8 protein-coding genes and 1 riboswitch are annotated in these 19,590 nt (G+C 65.4%); of the genes, 2 read left to right on the top strand and 6 right to left on the bottom strand.

What is annotated here, in order from left to right; translation table 11 throughout:
* Positions 1-184: 184 nt before the first annotated feature.
* Positions 185-1,903, bottom strand: coding sequence for a PPE family protein (locus AADZ78_RS12360; RefSeq protein ID WP_085249712.1), 1,719 nt, complete (start codon positions 1,901-1,903; stop codon positions 185-187).
* Positions 1,904-1,937: 34 nt separating this feature from the next.
* Positions 1,938-2,117, bottom strand: a riboswitch (cobalamin riboswitch).
* 41 nt (positions 2,118-2,158) lie between these two features.
* Between AADZ78_RS12360 and AADZ78_RS12355 the strand changes: the two genes are divergently transcribed.
* A complete protein-coding gene (locus AADZ78_RS12355; protein ID WP_085249713.1) occupies positions 2,159-3,925 on the top strand; it encodes an ABC-F family ATP-binding cassette domain-containing protein in 1,767 nt (588 codons plus the stop codon).
* Between the two features lie 14 nt (positions 3,926-3,939).
* Positions 3,940-5,223 (top strand): cytochrome P450, encoded by a 1,284-nt coding sequence (locus AADZ78_RS12350; protein WP_139828595.1) that lies wholly within the window; start codon positions 3,940-3,942, stop codon positions 5,221-5,223.
* Here AADZ78_RS12350 and AADZ78_RS12345 read toward each other — a convergent pair.
* The 5 genes from AADZ78_RS12345 to AADZ78_RS12325 form a co-directional block, all read right to left on the bottom strand.
* Complete coding sequence (locus AADZ78_RS12345; protein WP_085249715.1) at positions 5,206-6,267, bottom strand: type III polyketide synthase; 1,062 nt, start codon at positions 6,265-6,267, stop codon at positions 5,206-5,208. The genes AADZ78_RS12350 and AADZ78_RS12345 overlap by 18 nt on opposite strands.
* A 118-nt stretch (positions 6,268-6,385) precedes the next feature.
* Positions 6,386-9,424 carry a type I polyketide synthase gene (locus AADZ78_RS12340; protein ID WP_085249729.1) on the bottom strand — a complete coding sequence of 1,013 codons (3,039 nt, stop codon included), beginning with the start codon at positions 9,422-9,424 and terminating at the stop codon, positions 6,386-6,388.
* A gap of 66 nt (positions 9,425-9,490) precedes the next feature.
* On the bottom strand, positions 9,491-11,689 hold the full coding sequence (locus AADZ78_RS12335; protein ID WP_239656836.1) for an aminotransferase class I/II-fold pyridoxal phosphate-dependent enzyme: 2,199 nt from the start codon (positions 11,687-11,689) through the stop codon (positions 9,491-9,493).
* Between the two features lie 254 nt (positions 11,690-11,943).
* Positions 11,944-13,236, bottom strand: coding sequence for a phytoene desaturase family protein (locus AADZ78_RS12330; RefSeq protein WP_085249717.1), 1,293 nt, complete (start codon positions 13,234-13,236; stop codon positions 11,944-11,946).
* A 21-nt stretch (positions 13,237-13,257) separates the two neighbouring features.
* A complete protein-coding gene (locus tag AADZ78_RS12325) occupies positions 13,258-19,584 on the bottom strand; it encodes a type I polyketide synthase (RefSeq protein ID WP_085249718.1) in 6,327 nt (2,108 codons plus the stop codon).
* Positions 19,585-19,590 lie beyond the last annotated feature (6 nt).

Raw genomic sequence — 19,590 nt, 5'->3', positions numbered from 1 at the left:
GGCCAGTCCGTCTGCGCCCACGAAAGCCAGATCCTCTTCGACTAGCGGCTCGAAATAGCTCTTGTCCTCCATGTGCAGTCCGTCCTTTCCATGTCGTCGGCATACAATTTCTTCATTGCATTAAGCAACTGTCGACTATAGCGACTGTTGACTGTATCGGCAATGTCTCGATATGCGTTGACGCCTACGTTTGGCCAGCACAATCGGGGTGTGCGTGCTGACCGCCGCGCCCCTTGCCGGTGCCCGCGTCGCAATCCCAGGTCGCCGGCGTCATCGGCGTGCGCGGACCGCCGCCGAACTCGGCATCGGCCAGTGTCGTCAAGCCCGCCGCCGCAGTGGCAGTCTGCTTAGCTACGGTTCCGGCAAAACCCAGGGTTGTGGCCCCACGATCCGAAGCCCCGATATCGGGCTCCAGATCCATATACCCCCAACCGCGGTCGATCTGTTTGACCTTCGTCCGCCGGCGCCGCTGTGATCGAGCCTGCTCCTCGGGCGTTGGCGCGGCCGCCGGAGCCTCGGCGCTGTCGGGTTCCGGCGCCTTCTTTCGGGCGCTGCTGCGCGCCGACCTCTTGGCAACGGAGTTCAAGTCACCGACGAGGTAGCCGAAATTCTCCATGCCCGCACCCATGCCCGCAGCTATGCCCGCACCGGTCACCGGCGGTGCTGAGGTCGCCGGTGGCGGTGGCGAACCGGGCGTAGGAGCCGGGGCCGTCACGTCTGGGGGAGCCGGTGACGGGGACGAGGTGGAGGTCGGGACGCTGGGGGCAGCCGCAACGACCGGCGGCGTGGCGGGCACGGCGGGCAGCGCGGGTGGCGCAACGGCAGCGAGCGCCGCCAAGCCCTTGGCGCCGATCGGCACCAACACAGCACCCGTAGCCAACGACGCCAACGGGGCGCTCACCAGCGACACGATCGCGGGCAGGAGCACAAGCGTCTGTTCGAGGAGCGTCCTTAGCAGCGCGATGGTATCGGTGATGATCGTGCCGACGGCTTCGACGGTGGCGAACAGCAGGGCGAAACCGATGGTCGCGGGATTACCCGAGGCGAACGCCGCTGCAAGATCCGCCGCGATGAATGCGAAGGTTTGTGAAAGCAAAGCAACATATGTACCGATGTCCATCGGGTAGCCGATGGCGAACGCGATGTTGAGCGGGCTGAGGTAGGTCAGCGGATTGCCCAGGATGAGCAGGTAAGGATCAAATGCGAACAGCGCTTGCAGGAACGGGATGTTCGCCAGCCAGGTTATGAACGGTTGGATGACGTTGTCGTAGAAGGCGGTATACCCGATTTCCTGCAAGAACTGCAGAATCAGCTGCTGCCAGTCGCGGGGTTGCGGCAGCAACTCCGCCGCCGCTGGCGCGTTGCCTTTCATGATCGGCGGCGCCGGCGGCGTCTGGGGCGCGACGGCCACCGCCGCGGTAGCAACACCCTGATATGCACTCATTACGGTGGCGGCCTGAATCCACATCCGCGCGTAGTCGGCCTCGTTGAGTGCGATCGGGATCGTGTTGATGCCAAAGAAATTCGTCGCCACCAACACACCGTGTACGGCGTGATTGGCGGTCAGCTCCGGCAGCGTGGGCATGGCGGCCAGCGCGGCGGTGAAGGCGGCGGCCGCGGTCTCCTGTTGGGCTGCCATGGCCGCGCAGTTGGCGCTGGCCTGCATTAGCCACGCCAGATACGGCGCGTGGGCGGCCACATATGCCGCAGCGGTCGGACCGTCCCAGGTCCCGGCCTGCACCGCCGCCAGCAGCGCCGCGAGTTCCGCGGCCGTCTCCGCGTATTCGATGCTCAGCGACTTCCAGGCCGCCGCAGCAGCCAGCAACGGGCCCGGCCCCGGGCCGCTGCTCAGCAGCGCCGAGTGCGCCTCAGGCGGCGAGGCCATCCAGATCGGGACGGTCATCGCAATACCGCTCTCTCGGGGTACACCGCCCCGGGTTGCAGGACGCGATGACGCGAGTCTCCTGGCTCTCGGATCGCTGCTCGCCTCGCCTTCCAGCTGGACGCCGTGGCATACGAGGGTCGCTCCCCGATTACAGTGGCGGGACCGCGCCGGATTCACACCGGCTTCCTGCATCGTCATCGCCTTACGCGTGACATTGTTGCATCCGGCACGGGTAAGCGATAGCTGAGCAACTTGGTCGGTAGCGTCAGTCCTGTGGCGCACCTGCTCGGAGCCGAGGCCGTACACCTGGCATATCCGACCCAGGTGGTATTCCGGTCGGTCACGCTCGGGGTCAACGACGGCGCACGCATCGGCATCGTCGGTCGCAATGGCGACGGTAAGTCCAGCCTGTTGGGTCTGCTCACCGGCCAGCTGCAGCCGGACTCCGGCCGGGTCACCCGGCGCACCGGCTTGCGGGTAACCGCGTTGAGCCAGGCGGACACCCTGAGCCCGGATCACACCGTCGGCTGGACGCTCGTCGGCGACCAACCCAAACATCAGTGGGCCGGTGACGCCCGCATCCGCGATGTGGTCGCCGGCCTGGTCTCCGACATCGACTGGGACGCAACCATTTCCATGCTCAGCGGCGGCCAGCGGCGACGAGTCCAGCTAGCCAGGCTGCTCGTCGGCGAATGGGACGTGATCGCTCTGGACGAGCCCACCAACCACCTCGACATCGAAGGCATCACCTGGCTGGCCGGCCATCTACAACAACGCTGGGCCCGCAACACCGGCGGGCTGCTGCTGGTGACCCACGACCGTTGGTTTCTTGACGAAGTGGCCACCACCACTTGGGAGGTGCACGACGGAATCGTCGAGCCTTTCGAAGGTGGGTACGCCGCCTACGTTCTGCAGCGCGTCGAGCGGGACCGGCTTGCCGCTGCGGCGGAGGCCAAGCGACAGAACCTGATGCGCAAAGAGTTGGCCTGGCTGCGTCGCGGCGCACCGGCACGGACCTCGAAACCCAAGTTCCGGATCGAGGCCGCCAACCAATTGATCGCCGATGTACCGCCACTGCGCAACACGGTGGAGCTGGCCAAATTGGCGACCGCGCGCCTCGGCAAGGACGTCATCGATCTGCTCGACGTGTCTGTCTCTTTTGACGGGCGGCCGGTGCTGCGCGATATCGAATGGCGGATCACCCCCGGTGAACGCACCGGGATCGTCGGCGCCAACGGGGCCGGCAAGTCCACCTTGCTGGGTTTGATCGCCGGCACCATCCGGCCTGACGCGGGGCGCGTCAAGCACGGCAAGACCGTTCGGCTGGCGGTACTCGATCAGCAAGGCGACGAACTTGCAGCACTCTGCGGCGAGCGAATCGCCGATGTGCTCGGCCGGCTTAGAACCGGCTATGAGGTCGAGGGCCGCGAGGTCACTCCGGCCCAACTGCTGGAGCGACTCGGATTCGCCCGCGGCCAGCTGTCCGCGCGGGTCGGTGACCTCTCCGGCGGTCAGCGCCGGCGGCTGCAGCTGATGCTCACGCTGTTGTCTGAGCCCAACGTGCTGCTGCTCGACGAACCCACCAACGACGTGGACACCGACATGCTGACCGCCACCGAGGACTTGCTCGACTCCTGGGTGGGCACGTTGATCGTCGTCTCCCATGACCGGTATCTGCTCGAACGCGTCACCGATCAGCAGTACGCGATTCTCGACGGTCGGCTGCGGCATCTTCCCGGTGGCATCGATGAGTACCTGCGATTGGTGGCCCGCCCGGCAGCGAAGGCGGTACCGGTCCCGCGGGACCGGCAGGCGATGTCGGGTGCGCGGCGACGCGCCGCCGAGAAGGAGCTGGCTGCGATAGAGCGGCAATTGGAGCGCTTGGCGGACCGGATCGGGGCCAAACACGATGAACTCGCCGAGCATGACCAGTCCGACCACATCGGCATAACCCGCCTGACCCACGAGTTGCGTGCCCTTGAAGACGAGGTGGCCGAGACGGAGGCGAACTGGCTGAAGCTATCGGAGGCGCTCGAATGACGTCCTATCGGACCGTGCCCTACCGGCCGGGCGAGGCGCTGTTGGCGCTGTATCGGCGCCGCGGAGCGGTGATTAATTCCGGATTCGGCGGACACGGCTACATTTACCTGCTGGGCGCCGAGGCAAACAAGTTTGTTTTCGCCAATGCCGACGCGTTCTCCTGGTGCGAGACCTTTGAGAGCCTGGCCCCGGTCGACGGCCCGACCGCGCTGATCGTCAGCGACGGCGAGGACCATCGGCGCCGGCGCGCCGTGGTGGCGCCCGGGCTGCGTCACGGCCAGATTCAGGACTATGTGCACACGATGGTGTCCAATATCGATGCCGTCATCGATAGCTGGCGGCCGGGGCAGCGGCTAGACATCTATCAAGCGTTCCGGTCGGCGGTCCGGCGCAGCACCGCCGATAGCCTGTTCGGCCAGCGCTTGGCTGTCCACTCGGACTTCCTCGGCGAACAACTACAGCCCCTGCTGAACCTGACGCACCGGCCGCCGCAGGTTATGAAACTGCAACGCCGGCTAAACTCCCCCGCCTGGAAGCGGGCGATGGCGGCCCGCAAGCGCATCGACGACCTCATCGACGCCCAAGTTGTCGAAGCCCGCGCCGAACCCCAGCCGGACGACCACATGTTGGCCATGCTGATCAACGGCCGCTCTGAAGACGGTTACACGTTGAGCGACAACGAGATTCGCGATTCGATCGTCTCGCTCATCACGGCCGGTTACGAGACCACCAGCGGCGCGCTGGCTTGGGCGGCCTACACGCTGCTGACGCTGCCGGGCGCCTGGGACACCGCAGCCGACGAGATCGATCGGGTACTCGGCGACAGACCACCCGCCGCAACCGATCTAGACAAGCTCACCTACCTCAATGGTGTTGTGCACGAGACGCTTCGGCTGTACTCGCCTGGGGTGATTTCGGCCCGCAGGGTGATGCGAGACCTCTGGTTCGACGGGCACCGCATCCGGGCGGGACGATTGCTGATCTTCAGCGCCTACGTCACCCACCGGCTTCCCGAACTATGGCCCGCACCAACAGAATTCCGTCCGCAGCGCTGGGACCCCGACACACCGGACTACCGCAAACCCGCGCCACATGAATTCATCCCGTTCAGCGGCGGCCTGCATCGCTGCATCGGCGCCGTCATGGCTACCACTGAGATGACGGTGATGCTCGCCCGGCTCATCGCCAGGACACGGCTTCGATTGCCCGCTCAGCGCATCCGCGCGGGACATCTGGCGGCGCTATGCCCGCTGCCGGGATTGACGGTCGAAATAGTCAGCTCAGCGCCAGCGCAGTAGCACGAGTTCCGCGCAGAATCCGGGGCCCATCGCAAGCATCAGCCCCGGGCTTCCGCTCGGTGGCCGCTTTTCGATGGTGTCGCGCAGGATGTGCAGCACCGAGGCCGACGACAGGTTGGCGATTTCACCGAGCGAACGCCAGGTCAGCTCGAGCGCCTCCGGGGGCAGATCGAGGGTCTTGGTGATGGCGTTGATGACTTTGGGACCACCCGGGTGGCTCACCCAGGCGCCGATCTCGTCCCTGGTCAGCTGGTGTGTCGCCAGGAAAGCATCGACGTCGTCGGCCAGATAACGCTCGATCAGGTTCGTCACGTCCGGAGACAGCCGCAGCTGCAGGCCGTGGGAGCCCACGTCCCAGCCCATGATGTGGAGCGACTCGGGGTAAAGACTGCTTCGGGAATCGAGGATCTCGGGCCCGCCAGCGCGCGTGTGTTCGGCACGCCGGTCGCCCACGGCGACCACCGCAGCGGCGCCGTCGCCGAACAATGCGGTCCCGACCAGGCCCGATACCGTCGGCTTGACCGCCGGGTAAGTAAGCGAGCAGAGCTCAACCGACACCAGCACCGCGACGTCATCGGGCGCTCCGCGCAAGTAGTCGTGCAGGCGGGCCACCCCCGCCGCCCCGGCCACGCAGCCCAGACCGAACAGCGGCATCCGGCGTACGTCGGGACGCAGCCCCATCCGTCCGGCGATCCGGGCATCCAGTGACGGCACCGCGACGCCCGTGACCGTCGTGGTGGCGATCAGGTCGATGTCCTGTGGTTTGAGCCCTGCCTCGTCCAAGGCGCCGGTGAGGGCTTCGATACCGAGATCGACCGCCTTGTCGATAAAGACCTCGTTGGCATCACCAAAGTCGGTGAGCGACGGATATTGCTCGAGCGGTAGAACAAGGTGACGACCGTTGACCCTGGCGGCGGCGTGCAGGCGTCGAACGATCTCCTCGTGCTCCTTCAGGCCGGGGAACTCAACGAACGACTCGGTGATCTCACTCTGGCTATAGCGGTGTGGTGGCAACGCACCGAACACACCTGCGATGACGCTCATGCCCTGCCTTCATAAGTAACTAAAGCCGGCCCCATTGGACTCCCCGAAGTCCGAAGTTTAGGCGGATTTCCGCATTCCCGCAAAGTCGAACGTATTCAACACCTGTCGCATTTACACGTCAGTGAATGTCATTCTTGGGTTCTGGATTGAGCGCCATTGCGATTAGAGCTTCGGGGCTTAAAGTGTCGATGACATCGTCGCTGACAGGTGGCTGGGATACGGACTCCTGGGATTGCCCGGCCAGCAGCAATAGCTTGTCAAGTAATCCGGTCCGTCGAAGCTCTTGGATAGGAATATTTCTCAGCACAGACCAAACATTCTCCTCACCCGATCCCGGGTGATAACTGGTTGACAGTTGTTCTACGAGATGATTGGCCAAGGCTGTCGGTGTCGGATAGTCAAAGATCAGAGTGCGCGGCAACACCAACCCGGTAGCCGTCGCAAGGCGGTTACGTAGTTCAACGCCGGTCATTGACTCAAAGCCGAGGTATTCAAAGGCGCGTTCGGGATCGATGTCATGACCATTCGAGTGGCCCAACACGATCGCCGCATGCGTGCATATCAACTCCACAAGCTGACGGCGCCGTTCGGCCGGGGGCAGGGCCCGCAACCGCACCAAGGCGTCGCTTTCGGCGGCGGCGCGACCAGCGGGCGGCCCGCCAGTGGCGTCCAGCCAAAACCGTTGTCGCGCAAACCCATACGTCGGCAATTCCACCGGCTGGGCACCCAACCCGTCAAAAGCCGGGCGCCAGTCCATCTCCACCCCCGCGGTAAACAACTCGCCCACCGCGCCGAACAACGAATCAACCTCGGGGCGATCCCTGACCAACAGCGCCACCGACGCCGTCAACCCGGCAGCGGGACCCACCTCGACAAACACCCTGGCCCCACGCGATTCCGCGTACGCCACACTGTCGGCAAACCGCACCGGCTTACGCACATGCTCTATCCAATACCCCGGTGATCCGTACCCGGGACCGGCCAGCTGACCAGTTACGTTCGACACCAACTCGATCCGGGGCTGCGACACCGACACCTGCGCCAGCACCCGCGAAAACTCCTCGACCATCGGCTCCATCAACGCCGAGTGAAACGCGTGCGACACCGCCAGCCGATGCACCCGGCGTCCTTGGCTGGTTAGCCGCTCCACCACCGCGTCCACCGCAGCCAGCTCACCCGAAATCACCACCGAATCGGGCGCATTCACCGCGGCAAGGCTCACACCCGCATGCAGCAACGGCGCCACTTCCTGCTCGCTCGCGCCTACCGCGACCATCACCCCGCCCGCTGGCAACGCTGCCATCAACCGACCCCGCGCCGCCACCACCTTTGCGGCGTCGTCCAGCGACATCACCCCCGCCAGATGCGCCGCGGCAAGCTCGCCCACCGAATGCCCCAGCACAACGTCGGGCACCACACCCCAGTTCCCCAACAACGTCGCCAACGCCACCTCCACGGCGAACAACGCCGGCTGCGCAAACTCCGTACTCTCCACCAACCCGGGATCGGCGCCCCACAACACCCGCCGCAACGGCAACCTCAGCTGCGCATCCAACGCGGCGGCGACCTCATCAAAAGCCCGGGCGAACACGGGGAATCGTTGATACAGCGGTTGACCCATGCCCAACCATTGCGAGCCCTGTCCCGGAAACACAAACGCCGTCCTGCCCGGCGATCGGACCTGACCCACAACCACAGCCGCGACCTGCTCACCTGCCGCAAGACCCACCAGTCCGTCCATTAATTGGCCACGTTCGGCACCCACCGCCACGGCTCGATGCTCAAACACCGACCGGGTACTAGCCAACGACCAACCCACGTCGATGGCGCCCAACCGTTCGTCCGCACCCAACCATGCCAGCAATCGCCGCGCTTGGTTCACCAACGCCTGCCTCGACCGAGCCGACAGCACCCATGGCACGGTTGCCGGACCATGTTGTGCGGCAGCATTTTCCGCGGTCGTGGGTGCCTGCTGCACGATCAGGTGCGCGTTGGTGCCGCCCATTCCGAACGACGAAACTCCGGCCCGGCGTGGCCGCCCTTTCGCGGGCCAAGGCGTCAGCGTGGTGTTGACGCGCAGGCCAAGGCTTTCCATGTCGACGTGCGAGCTGACATAGTTGAGACTCGGTGGAACAACGGCGGTTTCAACCGCCAGCACCGTCTTGAGCAGGCCCGCGATGCCCGCTGCCGCACCGGCGTGGCCAATGTTGGTCTTGACCGACCCCACACTCACCGGACAATGCCGACGCTCGGCGAAGATCTCGCCGAGCGCCCGGGCCTCGATCGGATCGCCGACTTCGGTGCCGGTTCCATGTGCCTCGACATAGTCGAGCTGCGTGCAGTCGAGGCCGGCGCTGGACAGCGCGCGGCGGATTACGTCGGCTTCTCCGGAAACCGAGGGCACCGCCAGTCCGGCGGAACTGTGCCCGGCGTTGCCAACCGCACTGCCGACAATGACTGCGCGGATCCGGTTTCCGTCATCCAGCGCGGCGCGCAGCGGCTTCAGCAGAACGAGCCCGCCGCCCTCACTCCGCACGTAGCCGTCCGCGCGTTCATCGAACGCATAGGTGTGGCCCGCCGTTGACAAGGCTCCGAATTCCGTTTCCAGCATTGCGGTTTCGCGTGCCAGGTTGAGATGGATCCCACCAGCTACCGCTAGCGGCGAGGCACCGTTCCGCAGGCTCTCGCACGCCAGGTGTACCGCCGCCAGTGACGACGATTGCCCGCAGTCGACGGTCATGCTTGAGCCTCGCAGTCCAAAGGCATACGAGATCCTGTTGGCGATCATGGCCCGACTTGTGCCGGCAAATGAGTGGTGGTCAACGGCGTCCGCGGCGTCGCGCAGCGTCAGGAACGCGTAATCGTCGTTCATCGCGCCCAGATACACCGCAACCTGCTGCCCGCGCACCGTTTCCGGCACGACGAACGCGTCTTCGAACAGTTCCCAGGTCAGCTCCAGCGCCAGTCGCTGCCGGGGATCCATCGCGCACGCCTCGCGCGGCGATAGGTTGAAAAAGTCGGCGTCGAACGCTGTGACGTCCCCGATGGATTCGGTCGCTTCGCGCCCATCCTGCAGGAGACGCCAGAATTCGCGCGGGTTGGCGGCGGCCGGGAACCGGCACGCCAGCCCGATGATGGCGATATCCGTCGGTTGCACGCCACCCTCCACTTCCTGCTGCGCTTGTTCGCATGGTACGAACCGCGAACATAGGAGGACGAAGCGCTATGCGCCGCGACTATCTGCGGCCAGCCCTGCGAGTACTTCGGCGGCGTAGTGATCCGAGGCTTGGGCGAACGCGACGCGCTCCTCACCGCGCCCGCCGAAACGCTTCTTCTCGAGCGTCGCGCCCATCCCAAAGAGCACCCGCTGCACGCCGAGCTCACGGGCCCGCAGCAGCGCCCGCCGCAACATCTGGCGGTATAGCCCATGGCTGGCCACGTAGCGGTAATCGAGCCCAATCACCATCGGCGCGTAGTGGCGCGCACCGACGAACAGCGCGCCGAACGACACGACCTCGCCCGTCTCGCGCAACCGCAGCACCATCAGCTCCCATGCCTCATGCTGGAGCATTTTGCGCAGGATGCGCCTCGGAAGCGGGAACACGTTCAGGGCACGCCCGCGCGCTTGGACGGCACGGTACAGCTCATAAAAATGGTCCAGTTCTGCCTCGCTGACCGAGCGGGAGCCGCGGCGCAAAATCTCGACTTCGTAGGCTTCGTCGAATGGGAGCACCTGGCGCCGCTGGTGTCGGCGCTGCCTCTGGGTGAGCCGCGCCATCCATTCGTCGTCAGTGCTTTCGACCCGCTCGTAGACCACCGACACCGGCAGCGAAGTCCGCACGTAGCCACTCTCGTGGATCGCCGCCGCCAGTTCGTGGTCGGCCGCATCCAGGTCGCGCAGCACGATGGTGCCCGCGCCGGCAGCGGACGCGTGTTCCGAGACGGCCGCAAACAGCAATTCGAGCGCTCCCCGCCAGTTGGCGTCGCGATCCAGGAACAGATGATCGCCCTCGGTCAACAGCGAACCCATGGCAAAGTGCGTGGATGTCAAGTAGTACGGGTCCTCGGCACGCCGCTGCTCGACCCGCTCAGATACCTCCACCGACGCGAGCATGTCGTCCTTCCACAGCGCCGCGGTGAAGAACGTGGCCAGCACCGGCCGGCCAGCACGGTCGCGGACGACGTAGTAATGGAACTCCCAGCCGTCTTCCGGCCGCTCGCCGGGGCGGCCGAACACTCGCTCGAGGAAGCGCAACCCGTCGACAGTGAACGTGCCGCGGTCGCCCAGCAACGCGTCCCACTCGGCCGCGTCGAGCTCGTCGGCGCGGCGGCGGTGTTCGATCCGCAGCTCCAGGCCGGTCATGACCTTGGCATGACGCAGTCGTGCTGCGGCTCCCCCGCGCTCAAGTGCCGCCGGCACGTGCCGAACCAGCGACGTGACCAGGGCACGCACGTCGTCGAAGGTGTGATGCGTAGTCAGCGTCGCGCGCACGCCCGAGTGATTCATCGGGACCGCCGGGAACATGCCCGGGTTGACGTAGAGGCCGTCGGCAATCACATTCTTGATCACGTCGCGGGTGACCGCTGGCAACCCCAGCGGCACGTAGCGGATGGGTGTCAATTCGCTTGTAGCAAGCGGGATTTCGAAGTCATAGGCGAGGCGGTTGAACAACTGGACGCGCTCGCGCAGTGCGGCCTGCAACTGCGGCAGCTCGTCTGACAGGTGGATCTTCGCCGACTGAATTGCGGCGCCCAGCAGCGGCGGCTGAATCGGACCGGAGAAAATCATCGGACCGCCCACCGTTCGCACCTTGCGGTAGAGTTCGGCGTTCGGAAATACGATCGCACCGCCGGCGGCCGCGAACGACTTGTTCAGCGAGCAGGCCGCCACTACGCGCGGATGGCCGCCGAGCGCGTCAAGCGCCCGGCCCCGCCCGCACTTTCCCGCCCAGCCGACGCCGTGCGAGTCGTCAATGTAGAGATGCAGCCGCTGGTGGCGGTCCAGCAGCTCACGCAGCTGCGCGTACGGCGCCAAGTCGGCAAACATCGAGTAGACGCCATCGGCGAAATACCAAACCTTGTCGTGCGTCTTGACGGCGCGCTCGATCATTGCATCGAGTCGCTCCATATCGTTGTGACGGATCAGATCTATGTCGACGCCCAAAACCCGTAACTGGTTGGTCGCCATCTGGACACTGGCGTGGACCTGATGATCGAGCAGCACCGCGTCTCGCTCACTCACGATCGCGGGCAACGTCGCGAGGTGGCCAAGTGTGGTCGTCGGTGCCACCAGCACGTGGCCGCCGAACATCCGGTCAAGCAGGGCCTCGAGTTCGGAATACTGCGGCGACTGCAAGTAGGCACGCGACGACGAGAACTGCGTGCCGTAGCGCCGGACGGCGTCGATGGTCGCCTCTCGCATTCGCGGATCCAGCTCGAGTCCGAGGTAGCTACACGACCCGAAGCTGACGCGCCCACGCCCGTCGAACGTGATCAGTCGCCCACCGAACGCATCGTCCTCAGGCTCGAGATGGGCCAGACCGTTGCTGACAGCCTCGGTCACGGCCTGGTCAAGAATCGCCAAGCGCTCTGCTGTTGTCGACACAAGTTCTCCCGGGTCGCCCGTGGCTTGAATAGGTGGCGGAGGGAGTATCGCACCGGGAACTGTGACATGTGTCAATTCGCCTGAATTTGGTTCGTGAGGCGCTGGATGGCCTGTTCAGCGCCCAGCTTTCCAGATCGCGATGCGGCGCCGGCGTGTTCGCCCGGCGGGCCGACCGAGGTACCGAGGAAATGCATATCTAGCTCGGCGTCGTAGCTGGGCAGCTTTTGAAACCCTTTGGGTGGCACGTACGGACTTGGTGCGCAGCGCAGACCAAGTTGACTTTCATAGTCGGCCGGTGACAGGAACCGCTGATAAATCAGCGCCCGCCGGAATCCAGGCAGGCTCGCTTCGATTGTCTCGATTACATGTTCGCTGAGGGACGTTCGCCGCTGCAAAGACGGATTCCGTTCACCGCGTGGCAGCGGCATGTATGCATTTATCGTGTAGTGCCGCGGTTGCTCGGGTAAATCCGACCGAAATATGTGAAAACTCGGCTTCGGCACGGGCAACCCGGCGTCCAGACGGCGTAGTTGGTCGGCGACTCCGGGCGTAAACCAGGCCAGGGTGTGATAGCCGCGCGGGTAGGGAAAGGATTTGTCGACAGCCAGCAGGAGCACCGCCACCTCGATACCGGGCTTGGTGCCGGGCGGGTAGTGCTTCCAGCGGCCCTCACTGGACAACACCGTCCGCGCCAAGACGGGGCCGGCGGAGGTCAGCACGCGCTTGTTGTCGCCCTGCCTATCCACTGCTAGGAATTCGCAACCGAGGCGCAGTTCGCCGCCGAGCTGCTCGAAACGGCTGACCATCCCGTCGACCATCGAGCCCGGGCCGCCGACTGGGGTGCAGCTCTTCTCATAGCCGTAGTCGTGCTCCTTGGAGAAGTTCTCCCCGATCTCGCCGACCGTCACGTCGTCGACGGAACGCATCATCCCGGTGACGGGTAGACAGGCCGCGTCGGCAAGCAGTGGATCGCGAAGGTGCTCATCGACCAGCTGACCAATGGTTTGTTGTGGGTTCCTACGTGCCTGCCATAGCACCGTTGCCATGCCCGGGATCCGCCGCACCAGCTTCCCGATCGTCGGCAGGTCCGGCGGCAAGTTGATGACGTGGTCTCCGAGCTGGAACCGGGCCTTGGGCGTCAAGAACTCAACGTCGACACCGAGCCCTTGGAGGGTTCGCATCATGCCGCTGCCGAAGTCGTTGCACCCGATGACGAACTCGTACCCATCGAGGGTGAATGTCCCGCACAGCCCGCCCGGTACCGTGCGGCGTTCCAGTACCAGCGTCTGCATTCCGTATTGCTGAAGGTATAGCGCAGCAGTAAGCCCGGAAAGACCGCTACCGATTACGACCGCGTCGAACACAGTCGCAACAGATATCACACTTTAGGGTTCGAGTTCTTCGTCGAGGATGCCGAAGAGTTGGCTTTCGGTTGCGGTTGTGATGTCCTCGTCGTCCGGCGTTAGCTCGATGGTGGGAGGTGGGGCGGTCAGCTCGGTCAGGATAATCTGCAGCCGCTTGCTCAGGTGTGCTTTGTCTTCGGGGGTCCAGCCGGGTTGGTTGACGAGTGTGTCGAGTTCACGCGCGACGTCATTGAAGCGGGCCAATAGGTTTGACTCTTTGCTGACGGGTGTCGGGGCGGAGCTCAGTTCGCTGTCTAGGTGTTGGGCCAGGGCGGCCGGTGTGGGGTAGTCGAAGATCACGGTTGGCGAGAGGGTGAGTCCGGTCGCGGTTTTCAGGCGGTTGCGCAGTTCTACAGCGGTCAGGGAATCGAATCCGAGGTCTTGGAATGCTTTGTGGGCGTCCATATCTGGAGTGCCGACGTTGCCCAGCACGGCGAGGGCGTTGGTGCACACCAACTCGGTGAGTTCGCGGTGCCGCTGCTCTGGCGTCAGCCCGAGCAGCCGGTAAACCAGTCCCGACATCGAGACCGCGGCATCGGCCGCCGCAATAACCCGGCGGGCCCGGCCGGTGCTCAACCCGCTAAACAACGGGGGGATTGCCGCGCCGGTGGCGGCCAGCGCGGCGCGATCCAGCCGAGCGGCCACCAACACCGCCCGATCGGCCAGCAGCGCGGCGTCGAGGAATCCCATCGCGTGCTCGATGCTCAACGGCACCAGCCCGACCCGAGTCATCCGGGCGCGATCCCGCTCCCCCAAATGTCGCGTCATTGCTGACGCCTGCTCCCACAATCCCCACGCCACCGACAACCCCGGCAACCCCCGGGAGCGCCGATGCACCGCCAGCCCATCCAAGAACGCGTTCGCCGCCGCGTAGTTGCCCTGCCCCGGCGCTCCCACGATCCCCGACAGCGACGAAAACATCACGAACGCCGACAAATTCAGCTCCTTGGTGAGCTCGTGCAGGTTCCAGGCTCCATCGGCCTTGGCCCGCAACACCGTATCGACACGCTCCGGCGTCAACGAGGCGATCACCGCATCGTCCACGATCCCCGGGGCATGGAACACCGCGCTGAGATCCGGCAATGTTGCCACCAGGCCCGCCAGCTCGCCACGGTCAGCCACATCGCAAGCCACCGCGAGCGCCCGAGCGCCGGCCGCGCCTAGCTCGGCCACCAGCTCTTTCACCCCCGCGGCGCGCTCGCCGGCGCGGCTGGCCAACACCAGATGCCGCACCCCGTACCGGCTTACCAGGTGCCGCGCCACCGCCGAGCCCGCCATCCCGGTGCCACCGGTGATCAATACCGTTCCCGCGGCCCAGGCGTCCGGCATGGTCAGGACCACCTTGCCGACATGACGTGCTTGGCTGAGGAAACGGTAGGCCTCCGGGGCGTACCGCACATCCCAGGACCGGACCGGAAGTCGGTGCAACGAACCAGCTTTGAATAGTGCGACCAATTCGGCCAACATCTGCTCAATGCGCTGCGGGCCGGCCTCCATCAGATCAAAAGCCCGATAGACCACTCCGCGATGAGCCTGGGCGATGACCTGCGGGTCCCGGATGTCGGTCTTGCCCATCTCGATGAAGCGGCCCCCCCGCCGCAGCAGCCGCAATGACGCATCGTTGAACTCGCCGGCTAGCGAGTTGAGCACGACATCCACTCCGCGGCCTTGGGTGGCTAGAAGGAATTTATCCTCGAACGCCAGGGTGCGCGAATCGGCGATGTGCGTGTCGTCAAACCCCATGGCCCGCAACGTGTCCCACTTGCCACGACTGGCGGTGGCGAACACCTCCAAACCCCACAACCGAGCGAGCTGCACCGCCGCCATTCCCACCCCGCCCGCAGCGGCGTGCACCAACACCGATTCCCCCGACCGCACGTCCGCCAACACGCGCAGCGCGTAGTAGGCCGTCAAGAACACCACCGGCGTACCTGCCGCTTCGGTTAGTCGCCAGCCCGTGGGCACCCTCGTAACCAGCCGCGCGTCCACCACCGCCTCGGAGCCGGCCAGCCCCAATAACCCCATCACCGGTTCGCCAACAGTCAAGGTCGCCACTCCCGAACCGACTTCGGTGACCACGCCGGCCCCCTCGGCTCCCAACTCCGCCGCACCCGGGTACATCCCCAACGCCACCAACACGTCCCGGAAATTGACCCCCATCGCTTGCACTGCCACCCGCACCTGCCCGGGCGCCAACTCCGCCGCTGGAGATGGCACCAATGCCAAGTCCTCCAACGTCCCGCCGCCGCCTGCGACTAGGCGCCACTGGTCGTCAGGCACCCGCAACACCGGCGGCTGGCTCAGCGGCCGTAGCCGAGCGGCGTACGCCTTGCCGGCACGAATCACTAATTGTGGTTCACCGCAACCGATTACATCTCTGACATTGAGCGAATCATCGGAATCGACTAACACCACTCGATCCGGATGCTCAGCTTGAGCAGACCGCACCAACCCCCACACGGCAGCGCCGCCCAAATCGGTGCCATCGTCACCGGCGATCCCCACCGCCCGGCGCGTCAGCACCACCAATAGCCCGGCTCGCTCCTCGGCCAACCAGGACTGCAACGCCTCCAACACCCGATGGACAGCCGAATGCACCGACTCCACGGTCCCCTCAGCGGGCCCCAACTCGAAGACTTCGGCGTCTGTTCCGAGGTCGTTGCCGGCAGACGACACCGGCGACCACACCACCTCGAGGAGCCCGCGACTCGCCGCATCGGCACCAGCGACCACCGTCGACAACTGCTGAGCCGACACCGCACGCATGACCAGTGCCTGCACCGAAAGCACCGGCCCCCCCGCTGCGTCAGCCAATTCCACGGACACCGCCCCATCTCCGGCCGGCGCAATCCGCACCCGCACCCGCGAGGCACCCGCGGCATGCAACGACACCCCTTGCCACGAAAACGGCAACATCGTCGATTCCTGCTTGTCAACCATCCCCAGTGCGTGCAGAGCCGAATCCAACACCACGGGGTGAATGCCGAAGCCGGCCGTGGTGACATCAGCCCCCGCGGGGACCGCGACCTCAGCGAAGACCTCAGAATCCCGCTGCCACATGGCGGTCAAGCCCCGAAACGCTGGACCATACTCATAGCCACGTCCAGCTAACCGGTCATACGCACCATCAATGTCCACCGCGGCAGCACCCGCCGGCGGCCAGAACGACAAACCCGCTGACGGCGCAACCGGCGTCACCCCCAGCACGCCCTGGGCGTGCAGTACCCATTCCGAATCCGACTCAGCAGCGCGTGAATACACCGACACCGCCCGTTGCCCCGAGTCATCAAGGGCCCCAACGACGACCTGCAACCGCACCCCACCCACGGCCGGCAACGCCAACGGCGCCACCACCGTCAACTCCTCCACCACCCCGCAGCCCACCTCGTCAGCAGCTCGCAGCGCCAACTCCACGAAGGCCGCCCCCGCGAGCAGCACCACCCCACCGACGGCGTGTTCGGCCAACCACCGCTGATCCCCCGTCGACAACCGGCCCGTCAAGACCACCCCGCCCGAATCCGGTTGCTCCACAACCGCACCCAACAGGCCGTGCTGGGCCCCGGCCAGTCCCATGCCACTAATATCGCCCAAAGCTGTCGATCCCACCGGCAACCAGTACCGCTGCCGCTCAAACGCGTAGGTGGGCAGATCAACCCGCCGACCACGGCCGGCATATATCTTCGGCCAGTCCACCGCCACACCGGTGGCAAACAGCCGCGCCGCGGCATCGAACACCGACTCCAGTTCCCGGTGATCACGCCGCAACGCCGGGACCGATACCGGCTCCGCCGAAGACACCGACCGCTCGATCAATGCCGCCAACCCACCGCCCGGACCTACCTCAACAAACGCGGTAGCGCCAACCGATTCCAACGACCGCACGCCATCGGCGAACCGCACCGGGTGACGCACGTGCTCAACCCAGTACCGCCCCGATCCGTATCCCGCCCCCGCAAGCTGTCCAGTCACATTCGACACCAGCGGAATCTGAGGATCGGAAACGGCAACACCAGCAGCGATCCGTGCGAACTCCTCCAGCATTGGTTCCATCAATGACGAATGAAACGCATGCGAGACGGTCAGTCGATATGCGCGGCGGCCCTGGCGGCTAAACCAATCCGCAACACCGCCAACCGATGCCTCGCTGCCAGAAATCACCACGGCGTCCGGCGCATTCACCGCCGCGAGATCCACTCCGTCAACCAGGAATGGCAACACTTCGTCTTCGCCGGCGGTCACCGCTACCATCGCACCTCCGGCCGGCAAGTCCCCCATCAGCCGCCCCCGGGCCGCGACTAACCGCGCAGCATCGGGCAGCGACAACACCCCCGCCACGTGTGCAGCTGCGATCTCCCCCACCGAGTGGCCAATCATCAAGTCTGGGTTAATGCCCCAGCACTGCAACAGCTTTGCCAACGCCACCTCGACCGCGAACAGAGCTGGCTGGGCGAATTCGGTGCTGGTCAACAGCGCGTCATCGGACTCCCAGAGCACCTTTCGCAGCGGCAGCCGCAGGTGCGGGTCCAACGCCTCGGCTACGGCGTCGAACTCTTGCGTGAAGATCGGCAACTCCGCATACAGCTGCTCTCCCATGCCGAGCCATTGCGCACCCTGCCCCGGGAACACGAACGCCGTCTTGCCCACCGGCCGCGCACGACCCACGATAACCCGAGCACCTGGCTCGCCAGCGGCCAACTCCGACAGCCCTTTTAACAGAGTTGCGCGACCATTGCCCAGCAGCACCGCCCGATGTTCAAACGCCGCGCGGGTGTTGACCAGCGACCAGCCCACGTCCATCGGGTCGAGCGCTTCGTCGGACTGCACCAATGCCAGCAGCCGCGTTGCCTGGCCGGTTAACGCCGGCACGGACCGCGCCGAAAGAATCCACGGCACCACCGAGAGGGCGTTATCTAGTTGTGCAACAGTACTTTCCGGCTGAGCTTGTTCCAAGATCACGTGCGCATTGGTGCCGCTGATCCCGAACGATGACACCCCCGCCCGGCGTGGCCGGTCCGCGACCGGCCACGGACGGGATTCGGTCAACAGCGACACCGCACCCGCCGACCAATCCACATGCGGCGTAGGCACATCCACATGCAGAGTTTTCGGCAGCACCCCATGGCGCATCGCCTGCACCATCTTGATCACCCCGGCCACACCCGCCGCCGCCGACGTATGGCCGATGTTCGATTTGATGGACCCCAGCCATAGCGGCCGATCCGCTGGCCGATCCCGACCGTACGTCGCTAGAAGCGCCTGCGCCTCAATCGGATCGCCCAACCTGGTGCCCGTCCCATGCCCCTCTACCACATCCACATCGCCCGCCCCCAGGCACGCACTAGCCAACGCGGCCCTAATCACCCGCTGCTGTGACGGCCCATTCGGTGCCGTCAACCCGTTGGAGGCACCATCCTGATTGACCGCCGACCCGCGCACCACCGCCAGCACTGGATGCCCCGACCGCTGTGCATCGACCAACCGCTCTAACACCAGCACGCCCGCGCCTTCCGACCATGCCGTCCCATCGGCGCCACCCGCGTACGCCTTGCACCGGCCGTCCGGTGCGAGCGCCCGCTGCCGGCTGAATTCCACGAATGCGGCGGGAGTCGCCATCACCGTGACTCCTCCGGCCAGCGCCAGATCGCATTCCCCCGACCGCAATGACTGGGCTGCGAGGTGCAACGCCACCAACGACGACGAACACGCCGTGTCCACCGACACCGCGGGGCCCTCTAATCCCAGCACGTACGCCACCCGCCCGGACGCCACGCTCAACGTCGAACCCGTCAGGCCGTAGCCCTCCAACTCGCCCTGTACCTGACCTCCATAGCCGGCATGAATGACACCGGCAAACACGCCGGTCGCCGAACCCCGCAACGTTGTCGGGTCAATCCCCGCGCGCTCCAACGCTTCCCACGACACCTCCAGCATCAGCCGCTGCTGCGGGTCCATCGCCAACGTTTCACTGGGCCCGATCCCGAAGAAGCCGGCGTCGAAAGCGCCCGCATCGTCTAGGAACTCGCCCCGGCGGGTATACATTTTCCCGGCAGCGTCCGGGTCTGGATCGAACAGCCCGGCCACGTCCCAACCACGATCCGCCGGAAAATCCGATACGGCGTCACGTCCCGTCGCTACCATCTCCCACAACGCTTCCGGCGAATCCACCCCACCCGGATACCGGCAGCCCATGCCGACCACCGCCACCGGCTCGGTCAACTTGGCTTCCAACTCGGCGAGGCGTCTTCGGGTGCGCCGCAGATCCGCCGTGAGGCGTTTCAGGTAATCAACATGCTTGGTGCTGCCCGCCATGGTGGC

The organism is Mycobacterium riyadhense (assembly GCF_963853645.1).
GTDB lineage: Bacteria > Actinomycetota > Actinomycetes > Mycobacteriales > Mycobacteriaceae > Mycobacterium > Mycobacterium riyadhense.
Note: the sequence above shows the minus strand (reverse complement) of the source record. Positions and strands in the feature narration are given on the sequence as shown.